Annotated in this window: 2 protein-coding genes; both read left to right on the top strand. The window is 55.4% G+C overall.

What is annotated here, in order from left to right; all coding sequences use genetic code 11:
* Positions 1-4 precede the first annotated feature (4 nt).
* Positions 5-9,574: a non-ribosomal peptide synthetase gene (locus G9409_RS07240; protein WP_166808135.1), complete on the top strand. Its 9,570-nt coding sequence runs from the start codon at positions 5-7 to the stop codon at positions 9,572-9,574.
* Complete coding sequence (locus tag G9409_RS07235) at positions 9,571-14,226, top strand: non-ribosomal peptide synthetase (RefSeq protein ID WP_166808134.1); 4,656 nt, start codon at positions 9,571-9,573, stop codon at positions 14,224-14,226. The genes G9409_RS07240 and G9409_RS07235 overlap by 4 nt, the downstream gene beginning before the upstream one ends.
* The last annotated feature ends 18 nt before the right edge of the window (positions 14,227-14,244 follow it).

Here is a 14,244-nt window from a genome sequence, read left to right as displayed (position 1 = left end):
AAACATGACTACTCCATCGCACGATTTCTGGCGCACCTTCATTGCTGATCTGCCTCCTCTCCCCTTTTACCGGGAGAGTTCCGCTCCCTCACCGGGCCCATCAACAAAGGAGCCGCTTCTCATTGAAGAACAGCTTGATGCACTCCGGACCGGTCAGCTCAAGGCATTTGCAGAAGCTTGCGGTATTTCATTCAGCACACTTCTGCTTGCGGTTCATGCCAGGGTGCTCTCCCTCCGGATGCCAGGTCAGCGTCTGGTAACCGGTATAACAATCAATTCCCGGCATGGAGAAGTGACCCTGCCTTTTGTATTTGATGGCGCAGGCAGCAGTGAAAGCTGGAGTGAGTATGCCCGCCGGATCGGTCAGCTCGAAGCGTCAATTCTCCGCCGGAGTGAATCATTCCCATCGGAGCCGGATGAGTCAGCTCTTCGCCCTCTCTTCTATGATACCCGATTTCAGTTTATCCCCTCCACCTGTGAGAAAACTGAAGCAAACCCTCAAAGAGTTCTTGAATCGAGAATTCATGAACTCTGGCAGAAACTTCTTCCCGGTGCGGAGTTCAGTGTTGATGATGGTTTTTTCGATGCAGGCGGCAACTCGCTCCTGCTGGTTCGTCTGCATGAAAAACTTGCTGCCGAATGGCCCGGAGTTTTCAGCGTGGCGAAGCTCTTTTCGGTAGTCACCGTTGCCGCCCAGGCAAGGTTCATCATGGAAAATACCGGACAGGAGCAGCCGGAAAAGAGCGCGCAAAAAGAGGAAAATGCCCGACAAAGTTCGAATAAAATTGCCATTGTCGGTATCGGAGTCCGGCTTCCCGGGGCGGGAAGTGCGGAGGGGTGCTGGAAAGATGTTTCGAGGGGTGCTGACCGGGTCTCTTCGATCTCTCCCGATCGCCTGCAAGATACCCGCGATATGTTCAATACCCTTGGTTCTCCCCTTCCGGGGAATTTCCGTGAGGCCGCCTGGCTTGAGGATATATATGATTTCGATCCGGAGCGGTTCCGCTTCTCTCCGGCAGATGCCGCCCTTGTTCATCCGGAGCAGAGGCTTTTTTTTGAAACCGCCCTTATGGCTCTTGAAAATGCCGGTTATGGAGGCAGGGCGCTTGATAATGAAAAGATCGGCGTTTTTGCGGCTGCCGGAGGCGGCTCAACATGGACCGAGTATGCCCTGAAGGCGCTTCCTGAAAGGGCCGAACAGATCTTTATCAATAATGTCCCCTCCAATATTGCTACCCGTCTCTCTTTTCTGCACAACTGGCGGGGACCGGCCACTGTGGTTGATACGGCATGCTCCTCCTCACTGACCGCCGTGCATCTTGCCTGCAACTCCCTTCTCAACGGAGAGTGCAGTGCCGCACTTGCCGGGGGTGCGAAACTGATCATGATGCCACCATCGTCGGCTACCCGCTTCACGATCGAATCATCAACAGCACGTACCCATGCTTTTGACGAGAGTGCAGACGGTACCGGCGCAGGAGAGGGTTCGGTTATCTTTTTCCTGAAAACCCTGGAACAGGCTGAACTTGACCGAGATCCGGTTCATGCGGTTATACTCGGTACAGCCATCAACCAGGACGGAGCTTCAAGCGGAATGGCCGCCCCCAACCCGGAGGCACAGTCGGAGGTGATTGCTGCTGCCGCGGCAAAAGCCGGAGTGCCGCTCTCCACAATCTCCTACATCGAGGCTCATGGAACCGGCACCCATCTTGGCGATCCCGTGGAAATAGAGGGAATTCGTCTTGCATTCAGCCGGGAGACGAGTAAAACAGGTTTTGCCCTGATAGGGTCTGCAAAAGGTAATTACGGCCATCTTGACGCCTGTGCCGGAGCCCTCGGACTGCTGCGTGCAGTTCTCTGTCTGAAAAACGATCAGGCACCACCTCAGCCCTTCTTTACACGAGCCAACCCCCGTATCGATTTTGACGACTCTCCGGTACGGGTCAGCACTTCGCTTTGCGCTCTTCCCGATCTGGGGACGCCTCGACGTGCAGGGGTCAGCTCATTCGGACTGAGCGGCATCAATGTCCATGCGATTATTGAGGCACCGCCACCCGCAAACGGCAATCCTGAACTGCTCTCTGCGGGATGGATGGTTATCGGGCTCTCTGCGGCAACAGCACCACTGCTCAAAAGCTATGCCGATGCACTCGCCGTGGAGATCCGCCTGAACCGCCATTACCGGCCGCTTGACATTGCCTATACCCTGAACAGCGGCCGCGACTCCCTCGCAGAACGCCTTGCGATCTGGTTTCGTGATCGCGATGAGCTGCTCGCCGCACTGGAGGGATTACCTTCCGCCGGGAGCAGCGAACGGAGCCTCTCCGGCAGAATCGGGCGAAGGGATCGATCACAGCAGGCTCTGCAGGTTACGGCGCTCTGTGGTGATGAGGATTCAGCGAGAGTCGCAGCCGAGGCCTTTCTGGAGGGTGCACAGCTTGTTCTCTCTCCGCAGCTCCCGCTCAGACGATTGCATCTTGCAGGTGCACCACTTCAGCGGATCAGCTGCCGTCCTCCCCGCAACGCCGGTCAAAATAAGCAGCATTCGGGTAATCACCCCTTTTTCCTGCGCCCGACAGATACGCCCGAGGGAAAAAGATATCCTCTCGACCTGCACTCTGCAGCATTCTGGCCGGTAGCGGAACATCTGCTTGCCGGAGTTCCCACCCTTGTAGGGATGGGGATACTCCCTCTTCTTGCCTTTACAAGATCGGAGGGAAGCCGGAGTGAGGGGGAGTTCTCCCCCTTCGCCATCAGGGAGCTCTCGTGGCTTCGACCCCTTCAACCCTCCCTGCTCCAACCGGGCAGTGTCAGTATGCTCATTACCGGTGGTGATGAAGGGGTTCATCGAGCAACTCTTGGCGGGCGGATGGTTGAGGGAGGGTGGAGAAATTTTGCAGAGGCGGCACTCTCTGATCTCTCAACAGTGCCGACTGAGAGCGTTTTTGACAAAGAACAGACAAGAGCGCAAGAAGTTGACCTTAAAGATGAACCGGATCAGGCAGATGAACCGGCAGGCCCGGTCAGGGTCAGCGCACGATGGAATGCGCTTCGGGCAAGAGGAAGCCGCGGGGATGAGTTTTTTGCCCGCCTTCAACTGCCGGCACATACAGAGGGAGAGCTGAACATGCAGGGTTTGCATCCGGGAGTTCTCGACCGGGCGGTCAGTATTGCCATTGACCGGCCGGGGCTGGTTCCGGCAGGCTGCGCAGAGATTCTCGTCTATCGGCCCCTTCCGGAGAGTGTTTTTGCCTCGGCTGAACGAGTGATTCTGCCGGATGGGGGAATCAAGGCTGATGTCAGACTTTATGACAGTGAGAGCGGAGAGCTTTCAATACGGTTCAGGGAGCTCCATTTTGTTCCGCTTTCAAACCCGGCAACTGAGCTGAAGGGTATCATGAAGGTACCGGTAATCCCTTCATTGCCGGTATGGGTACCCGATCCCGTAAATGCGGCAGTTACGGCAATTCTGCCAATTGCGCTGGTCGGTGAAGGTGATCTCTTCCGGCGAATCACCGCCCACTCCATGTTCAGGGGGGCTCTGGCAGCTTCATGCAGCTCTGTAGAACCTGATGATGAACTGCTCTCTCTGCTATCGGAGGGTCGTATCCGTCATCTTCTTTTTGTGCCGGAGCCCGGTGAGGATATCGGCCTGCGCACCCTGAATCTCCTTCAAAAGCTTATGGCTCACCTGCGCCACCCCCTGCACCTTGTTGCAGCAGGAGAGGGTGCCTTTGCGCCCGACAGCAAACATGACTCTCCCCATCCCCGGCCGGATACAGCACTTATGGCAGGTCTCGTGATGGTTGCGGGATATGAAGAGCCGATGCTCTTGACTCGGTACGTCGAAGTTGACAAAGGAGCGCCGCTTGAGCTTCTTTTCCGGGAGTTTGAAGCTTTCGAACCGGGAGAGCATTCGCCAATTCTTCTCGACAACTCAGGAAGAAGGCTGAAAAGGTGTTTTGAACCTCTTGGGGAAGATTACGCTGCCGCAGAAACACTCCTCTGGCCTGCTTCCGGATGCTGTGTTGTCAGCGGCGGGACGGGAGGCCTTGCGCTGCTTCTTGCTGCGGAGTTCGCAGGCAAGGGAGCTGTTTCGCTTGCACTGCTCTCCCGCCGTGAGCTTGAGGCGGGTGAAGAGCACGAGACGATGCAACGTTTTGAACTGCTGGAGGCTCTTGCGGCCAGGGGCATTACCGTTCGTCACTGGAAGGTAGACGTAAGCAATTGTGAAGAGCTCTCCCGTGTGCTTGATGAGGTGCGCTCAACACTGGGACCCATATCGGCAGTTGTGCATTTCGCCGGTCTTGTTGACAGCCATCTTCTGGTCAATGAAACTCCCGAATCTTTTGCGAGGGCAACCGCACCCAAGGTTGAGGGGGCTCGCAATCTTGATCTTCTGACACGCCATGACCCGATAGAGTCATTTGTTCTCTCCGGTTCCCTGACAGCCCTTGAGAGCAGGGCCGGGTCGGGAGCCTATACAGCAGCCAATCTCTATCTTGATGCTTTCGCAAGATGGCGCCGGAGCGAGGGACGACCGGCACTCACCATCGACTGGTGTCAGGTCGGAGAAGTTGGAATGGCTGCACGCCTGCTTGACGGCAAACTGGGAGAGTACAGTCTCTCCCCTGATGAGGTTATCCGTTACTGGCGGATGGCTCTCGGTGCCGGAACTCCACAGGTTAGTTTGCTCTACGGGAAAACCCCCGGTGAGAAGGCCAAAGAACCTCCGGTTTTGCCTGAAGAACCGAAAATGCTTGAAAAGGCTTTAGCTCAGATATGGGCGGAGATATTGGGATATGAGAGCGTGGATTCCGATGATGATTTCTACTCGCTTGGAGGGGATTCGATGTCCGGCATTGATATTGTTGACCGCATTGTCAAAGAGCTCGGTCACCCTCTTTCATACACTGATCTTGTTGAGTCAGCCACGGTCGGCAGGCTTGCAGAGAAGCTGCGAAGCCAGGCCGAGGCCGCAACTGCCGGTGAAGAGGGCATGCAGAGCAGCCAGAGGCTTACTCCGGCTCCAGCTGAAAACCGTTATCCGGTCAGCCGCGAGCAACTCGCGCTTATCCAGGCCCAGCTGGCGGCAGAGAGGAGTATAGCCTATAACCTTCCCAACATCATCTCCCTCCCCTCCGACTGCGACAGGGAACGACTGGAAAGCGCACTTCGAGCACTCATCAGCCGTCACGAAATTCTCCGCACCCGTTTCTGTTTCGATGGCAGTGAGCCCGAAATGGAGATAGTTCCGGAAGTGGCATTGCAGCTGAACTGCATTCGCCCTCGAGAGGAGGTGACACCACGGTTCTGGCAGAGCAGGGTTCGCCCTTTTGACCTTGAGTCAGAACCACCGGTACGTTTTGAACTGATTGAAAGCGCTGAGGGTAATCCGCAATCCCTCTTCATGGATATCCATCACGCCCTCGCTGATGGTTTGAGTCTTGAACTGCTGACCGGTGATCTTGCGCAGCTTTATGCAGGAAAAACGCTTCCATCGCCCTCCCTGCACTTCAAGGATTACGCATGGTGGAGCCGGAGGGGTGCGGGAGTTGAGGCTTTTGAGTCGGCCAAAGAGTACTGGCTGCAGCGCTATCATACGCTGCCACTGCCCGTTCTTGACCTCCCTTCCGACCGGCCGCGACCGGCATATCATACCTGGGAGTGCGGTAGCGTTGCGTTCACTCTGCCGCAAAAGAGTGTCGAGGCTTTGCGGCGATTCGCATCAACACACGCCACAACTCCCTTTACCGTCGTGCTCTCAGCATGGGCCGCTCTCCTTGCCCGCTACAGCTGCAGTGATGATCTGGTCATTTCAGTTCCCGTCGATGCAAGAGAGCGTGTCGGAGCTTCCTCAATACCGGGTATGATGGTATCGCTTATTCCTCTGCGTATTGCATTCATTGAGGATGAATCGGTCGAAGGTTTCATCAGCCGTCTCCACAGTGAGGTTTCAGAAGCAATGCGCAACCGGGCATGTCCGCTCGGGATGCTGCTTGAAGCGATTGCACCGCCCCCTGCACCTGAACGGACTCTGCTCTCTGAAGTGACGCTCTCCTACATGAACTTCAGCGAAAGCAAGGGATATGAGTCTGAGGGTGAGGGCAGGGATGCCTTTCGACTTTTCGGTGTTGAGCGCAGTGACGGAAAGAATGACCTCTCAATCTTCATCCGGGACCTTCCTGCAGAGATAAGCGTTACCTGTGAATACTACAGCGCCATATTTGATCGTGACCGGATCGAGCGCATGGGAGAGCATTTTACCACGCTGCTTGATGCTCTTGTCATCTCTGAAGATGAAACGAAACTGGCTACACTTCCCCTGATTGCAGAGTGGGAGAGAGAGTGGCTGTTGAAGGTCGGACGCGGCAGCAATACCCCGCAACCGGAACCCCTGAATCTCTATGCCTGTTTTGCAGCAATGGCAAAAAAGCGCGGCAGCGCCATAGCCATCAGCGATAAAACCGAACGGCTCAGCTACACAGAACTGCTCTGCCGTGCCGAAGGTATTGCTCAATACCTTGCCCTTGAAGGCGTTCGTGAAGGCGAGATTGTCGCAATGCATCTCGAACGGAGTTGTACCGGTGTTGCCATCATTCTGGCAATCAATGCTCTCGGCGCCTGCTATCTGCCGCTTGACACTTCATTTCCAGCGCTGCGTATTGCCCTGATTCTTGCCGATGCAGCTTGCCGGGTGGTGATTGCAGACGCTTCCGGACGTAAAGTCATTGAAGAGGCCGATCATGCCGGGATGGAGAAGCGTGAGCGCAATGAGGATGAACAGGTGCCGATGGAGCGCCTGATAATGGAGGGCGAAAAACTGGCTCTCATGAGCTCCTCTTCTGCTGCTTTGCCCGAACGCAGAGAGGATGTGCTTGCCTATCTCATGTACACCTCCGGTTCTACAGGTCAGCCCAAAGGTGTAAGGGTTTTAGAGCGAGGCATCATCCGCCTTACGGTTAACCAGGATTATATAGAGATTGGTCATGACGACCGGGTGATGCTGGTTTCATCCCTCGCTTTTGATATCTCGACGTTTGATCTGTGGGGAGCGCTGTTGAATGGTGCCGAGCTTTGCGTGATCGATCGCAACGTTCTGCTTGACCCCGCAGCGTTTGCTGCTGAAATAGCGTGCCGTAATATCACCATTATGGCCATGGCAACCGGCTTGTTTCACCGCCAGGCCGAGACGATGCCGGAGAGCTTCTCCACGGTGCATAAAGTGCTTGCCGGAGGAGAGTTAATGAACCCCGAGCTACTGAAGCGGGCTGCGGAAGCCGCTCCTCAAACCGGGTTTTACAATGTATACGGTCCTACTGAAAACACAACCTTTACGACCACTCATCTTGTAACTCCAGGGGATCTGAATGGTCAGGCAATACCGATCGGCAAGCCAATCCCGCTTACGACAGTCATGGTTTATGACAAAAGAGACCAGGTTGTTCCGATTGGTATCTGGGGTGAAATCATAAACGGAGGCGAAGGGGTTGCCGATGGCTACCAGAATCGGCCGGAGCTGACCGCCGCCGGTTTTTTCAAAACTCCTGAAGGCGAGTACTGCTATCGGACCGGTGACATCGGACGGTGGAGGGTGGATGGCGTGCTTGAGATCGGGGGTCGCAGGGACACCCAGATCAAACACCGGGGTTTCCGTATTGAACTCGGCGAGATTGAAGATGCGCTCTGTCGTCACCCTTTAGTGGCGGGTGCAGCCGTGCTTTTCAGGAAAGATGCCGGGGAGCTTCTGGCCTGCCTGGTAATCAGGGGAGATGAGGTGCCGGAGCCGATTGAACTCCGCTCGTGGCTCATGCAGCGCATTCCATCATACATGGTTCCGGCCCGCTTCATCAGGGTCGCCCGCATGCCGATCAACTCCAATGGCAAGCTTGACCGGAAAAGACTTGACCTGGAAGCCGAAGATGGAGAGTTACTCAGAGATGGCAGCTCTGCATCATCAGGATTGCCAACGGGCGATACTGAAAAGATGGTAGCTGAAGTTTTTTCAGAGATATTCAATCGTCCTGTCGAAGAGCGCAATATCAGCTTTCTTGTTCTTGGCGGTCACAGTCTCATCATCATGCGTGCAATCAACCGGATCGCACAGCGTTCAGGAGTGAAGCTCTCGATAAGCGATTTTTTTGCAACGCCCACCATTGCCGGGCTGGCCTCCCGCATTGATGCCGAAAAAGGAAGAGATGATGCGGGATGCAGCATTCCGGTTGCCGACAGTGCAGCATTTCCCTTTGCCAGTCATGCCGAAGAGCGGCTCTATATGGTTAACTCCATGGACGCCACTTCGGCAGCCTACAATATGACCTTCTTTTTCCGGACCGGAGGGGAATTTGTTCCCGAAGCGCTCCATAAGGCAATTGTTGAGCTTGTCAGGCGGCACGAAGCCCTTCGCACCGGTTTTGAAGAGTGCGATGGCATGATCATGCGCCGGATTGCAGAGCCTCATGAGATAACGCTCGAATGGCGGGAAGATGATCTCAGCTCTGCTTCCGACCCCTCATCCGAAGCTCTTCTCCTGACCCGGGTCGAGGTTGCAAGGCCGTTCGATCTCTCCCGGCCGCCACTTTTGAGGATCAGAATAATCCGTCTCGGCAGAGAGCAGACGCTCATCCTCATCATGACCCACCACATTGTGCATGACGGCTGGTCATCCCGTATTTTTCTGCGGGAGCTGAAGATTGCATACGAGGCGGCTCTTCATGGTACGATTGCAGCTTTTCCGGAGCTCCCGGTATCGATTCGCGATTATGCGGTCTGGCAGCGCACCCGTGACTGGTCAGAGAGTGCCGCATGGTGGCTCAACATCCTGAAAGGAGCGCCGGAACGGATTGAACTCCCCTGCGATCGCCCGCTTCCGGAAATTCCCGCAAACAGAGGAGCCACCATCAAAAAGGAGCTTCCTCCGGAAATCGCCAGGGCTCTGCAGCTGTTTGCCCGTCAGAGCGGAGTGAGTATGGCCTCAGTCGGGCTGACTCTTTTTGCAACCCTGCTCTATCGACTCACCCGCCAGAGCGAACTGGTCATCGGTATGGGTGTTGCCGGACGCGATCATGCCGAACTGGAAGGGCTGATCGGATTTTTTGTCAATGTTCTGCCGATACGTATCCGCCTTGACCGGGAGAGCGAGTTCAGCACACTGCTTGGAGAGGTGCACGACATGCTTATGGGTGCGCTGGCACATCGCGAATACCCCTTTGACTCGCTGGTTCGGGACCTTGCACCCAAACGATCCGGAAACCGCCAGCCGCTTATCAATGTGGTATTCGAGTATCAGCGATTTGATCCGGTAGATCCCGAACTGCTCTTTCCTGCTGCAGCTGAAATCAGTGACTCCTTTGCCCGTTCACTCGATGAAGTCATCTTCACCCGTACGGCCAAGCACGACCTGCTCCTCTTCTATGTAGAGCAGGAGGAGAGAACAGTGCTGCTGGTCGAATACGATACGGATATTCTTGATTCCGGTACCGTTGAACGGTGGATCTCCTATTTCATTCAGCTGTCAGGTCATCTGTGTGCCGAAAGCCTGAAAACAACAGAATCCGGGAGAGCAGAGCCATGACGACAACTTACGGCAACCCCCTTTATTACCCGCTCTCCTCGGTTCAGCGTGAACTCTGGTTCGACCAGGCGCTTTTTCCGGATACTCCGATTTACAACGTAGGGGGTTACAGCTTTCTTAAGGGAGAGCTCGACCTCTGCCTCTTCCGGAAGGCGATCACTATGGTTGCAGAGGAGAACGACGCGCTGCGCATGGTTCTGACCGAGAGGGATGGCACTCCTTTCCAGTCCTTTCCCGATATGGGAGAAGCCGCTCTCACCATTGTTGACGTTTCGGATGCAAATGACCCGGAAAAGCGTGCTCTGAACCATATCCGGAAGGAGCACAACAGAGCGTTCCGGATCTTAGGGGAGCCCTTTTTTCGCCATACCATCTATAAACTTGCCGACAAGAGCTTTATCTGGCAGTATCTCTTCTACCATCTCGCGGTTGATGGCCATGCCATGAGTCTGGTTCTCCATCGGATTGCCGCCCATTACAATGCCCTGCTGCAGGGACACGCACTTCCCTTAAGACAGGAATATGCATACCGGGAGTTTCTCCTTTACGACGCACTCCCCCCGGAGCCTGAACGGCTTGAAGGCCACCGGCAATACTGGAGGGAGAAATTCACCCCGCTGCCCGAACCGCTCTTTTCCCCTGCAAGCCGGGAGGGCAGTACCGGAGAGGTGATCCCCGGATCGGTTCATACCGGATACCTCCCGCGCCGGCAATATGAGAGAGCCGAAGCGTTTGCCCGAATGCATTCGGTATCGCTTTTCCATTTTCTGATCGGAATTCTCTATCTCTATTTCACCCGCGTAGAGGATCAGGATGAGTGTGTCATGGGCGTTCCGATGGCAAACCGGAATACACCCCTCTTCAGGGAAACCATAGGCCACTTTGTCGCAGTTATTCCGGAACGATTCAGCTATGGCCGTGATATCAGCTTTACCGAACTCATCAAGGCTGTCTCCGGAACACTGCGCAGGAGCTATCGTCATCAGGGTCTCCCCTTAAGCGAAATCGTCCGTCAGTCAGGAGCGATGCAGCGAGGCAGAAAACGGCTCTACGATCTTGCATTCTCCTGGGAAAAACAGAATTACTCCTTCAGGTTCGGACCGGCTTGTGCCACAGAGAGCGCTTCGCTCGTTCACGATTTCGAACAGATTCCGCTTGCGATATTTGTGCTTGATTTTAGCGAAAACAGGGATGTTCTGATGCAGTTCGCCTACAACCATGCCTATTTTGATGCACCGGAAATCGAGCTGCTTGAGGCCCGGTTGCTCCACCTGATTGACGAGGTTCTCGCCAATCCCGACATGAAGATCTCTGCTCTTGATATCCTGCCGCAGGATGAGAGAGAACAGTTGCTTGTCGGGTGGAATGCTACGGATGCTCCCCTGCCGGAAAAATTCCTTCATCAGATGTTTGAAGCGCATGCGGCTGAACATCCCGATTCCACAGCGCTATGCTTTCAAAACAGTCGCATTGGTTACGCCGAACTCAATGCGGGATCCAATCAGCTCGCTCACGCCCTGATTGCGCTCGGTATCCAAAGAGATGCGCCGGTAGCCATTGCGCTTGAGCGTACACCGGAGATGATTGTAGCAATGATGGCCGTCCTCAAGGCCGGAGGGTGTTACTTGCCCCTCGACCCATCCTGGCCTCCGGAACGCCTTGCATTCATGCTTGAAGATTCCGGAACAGAGCTGCTTCTCACCAGCGAACTGCTGCGGGGGCGCCTGTCGCTTAAGGCAGTGCAAACGCTCTGCCCCGGTGCCGGTAACCCGTTTGTCTCTTCGCAACCGTCAGGAAATCCCGATCTGGCAATCTCCCCGGAGCAGCTTGCCTACATCATCTACACCTCCGGCTCTACCGGAACTCCGAAGGGTGTAGCTGTTTCGCATCGTGGAGTGGGCAATATGGTGTTGGCCCAGATCAGCGCCTTCGGAGTGATGGCCAAGAGCCGTGTGCTTCTGTTTGCCTCTTTCAGTTTTGACGCATCGGTATCGGAAATAGCAACAGCGCTTTGTTCCGGAGCCGAACTTCACCTTCCTGATGAAGAACAACGTATTCCGGGACTCGCTCTGCGGCACTATCTTGAAGATTCGGCCATTACCCATATCACCCTGCCCCCGACAGCCCTTGCCCTGCTGCCGAAGGCCGGGTTGCCTCTCCTTGAATCGCTGGTCGTTGCCGGTGAACCCTGTCCCCCGGCCCTTGCCGCTTTCTGGTCAAAAGGTCGGCGATTTTTCAACGGATACGGACCGACCGAGGCAACCGTATGCACAACAATTGCAGAGTGCAGGCATGAAGATATCTCACCGGACAGGCCGCTCCCTATCGGCCGGCCGATAGCCAATACACGCCTCTATCTGCTTGATCGGAACAGGCAACCGGTTCCGACAGGTATCGCCGGAGAGCTCTATATCGGCGGTGTCGGCCTGGCTTCCGGTTACCTCAACAGGCCCGAACTTACGGCTGAGAAGTTCATTCCTGATCCATTCTCCTCCCGGCCCGGTGAGCGTCTTTATAAAACCGGTGACCTTGTCCGCTACCGCACGGACGGAAATCTTGAGTTTCTCGGCAGGCTTGATCACCAGCTTAAAATTCGCGGGTTTCGCATAGAAGCCGGAGAGATCGAATCAGCACTTACCGCTATTCCGTCAATACGCTCTGCATTGGTCGATGCCCGCAACGATCCCTACGGTCAGCCGGCACTTGCCGCCTGGCTCGTTGCCGCCGGCTCTCCCCCTTCAATCGCCGGTCTGAGAGCAGATCTCGGGCGAACGCTTCCTGATTACATGATTCCGACATCGTTTCTCTTTCTTGATGCCATGCCGCTGACGGTAAACGGCAAGATTGACCGAAAGTCGCTTCCTGATCCGGAACACTCTGTTTCTGAAAATTCAGCAGCCCCTCCTCGTGATCCGGTTGAAGAACTTCTGGTCGAACTCTGGGCCAGGGCGCTATCGCAAAGGAGCTGCAGCATTCATGATAACTTTTTTGATCTCGGTGGAGAGTCGCTCATTGCAGCAAGACTTACGGTGCTCCTCCATGATGCGGGCGGTATTTCGATACCTGTTCGCTGGATATTCGAGGCTCCCACACCCGCACTGCTTGCCGGGCGGATACGGGAGTCCGGCACTCAGCGTGAGCCCTCTCAGCCTGTTCCGGAGAACCCTCTTCTTGCGGGCACGAAATGCATTACGCCCGACCTCCTGCCGTTGGTTGATCTCTCCCGGGAGGAGATTGATCACCTTGTCACTGCAGTAGAGGGCGGGGCCGGTAACATTCAGGATATCTATCCGCTTACGCCGCTCCAGGAAGGGATCTATTTTCACTCACAACTGCAGCGGGATGGTGACACCTGGCAGAGTTGCCATCTCTTCTCCTTTGACTCGCTTGAGCGAGCAGAAGCATTCACCGGCGCAATGCAGGCGGTTGTTGACCGTCATGACATGCTCCGTACCGCATTTGTATGGGGCGCACTTCACGAACCGGTTCAGGTTGTCATGCGTCACGCTGCAGTTCCGTTTACGCTTCTTCATCCAGACAGAGAGGAAGGTCCAATTGCCGATCAGCTGATGCATCTCTTTTCTCCCCGCAGCAACCGGCTCAATCTGGCAGCTGCTCCCCTTATCAGGACAGCCGTTGCAGAGGATGGAGATCGCTGGCTGATGCTTTTTTCTGCACACCATCTGATTATGGATTATACGACCATGAAGGTGGTGTTTGATGAGATTACTGCTCATCTTGAAGGTGATGCAGGGCGGCTCTCTCCTCCGGTCCCCTTCCGCAATTTTATTCCCCGGCTTTGCGGAGCCCATGCACCGGGTATCAGTGAGCCTTTTTTTCGGGATATGCTTGGAGATATCAGCATCCCGACCGCTCCATTCGGCCTGCTCAACGTAAACGGTGACGGCTCGGCAATCGCTGAAGCAAAGAAGGAGCTGCAAGCTGATCTGGCTCTCCGGCTCCGTTCCGTAGCTCGCCTTTTCAGTGCAACACCGGCCGCTGTTTGCCATCTGGCCTGGGCTCTCCTTCTCTCGCGTATATGCGGTCAGGAGGCTGTGGTATTCGGCACCGTTCTTACCGGGCGAATGCAGGGCGGAGAGGGTGTTGAACGGGTCGTCGGTCTCTTCATCAATACGCTTCCGATTCGCCTGACCTGTGACGCACGACCTGTTTCTGAAGCAGTTCGTCAAGCACGCCATCGCCTGCTTGCTCTCATGCGTCATGAATCGGCTTCACTCAGCATGGCCCAGCAATGCAGTTCCGTGCCGTTGCCGATGCCGCTCTTCACTTCACTGCTGAACTATCGACATACACGTCATAGGGAGCAGGGCCTCTTTCGACATGAAGGCATAGAGATGATCATGCATACTGAAGGTGCAACCAACTATCCGTTCGGGCTCTCCATCGATGATTATGATGAAGGGTTCAGCCTCACGGCACAGATGGACTCATCGATTGATCCCGACTGGATCTGCACGCTCTATCTTTCAGCCCTTGGACTTCTGGTCAGGGCGCTTGAAGAGGCTCCCGATACCCCGATTGCTGAACTGGAGCTTTTCTCACCGGAAGAGAGAGGAAAAATCGCCTCCATGCTGCCCCAAAAGCAGAGAGCGCAGGGTCTGCCGCGCTCCCGCCAGAGCGGGACGTTGTAAGGGGGAAAATCATATGCG

Origin of the sequence: Candidatus Chlorobium masyuteum, from assembly GCF_011601315.1 — a bacterium.
Lineage (GTDB): Bacteria > Bacteroidota > Chlorobiia > Chlorobiales > Chlorobiaceae > Chlorobium > Chlorobium masyuteum.
The sequence above is the reverse complement of the archived record's forward strand: the minus strand, read 5'-3'. Positions and strand labels throughout refer to the sequence as shown.

Coding starts and splice junctions, on each gene's coding strand:
- G9409_RS07240 (WP_166808135.1), top strand. CDS start 5: ATGACTACTCCATCGCACGATTTCTGGCGCACCTTCATTGCTGATCTG.
- G9409_RS07235 (WP_166808134.1), top strand. CDS start 9,571: ATGACGACAACTTACGGCAACCCCCTTTATTACCCGCTCTCCTCGGTT.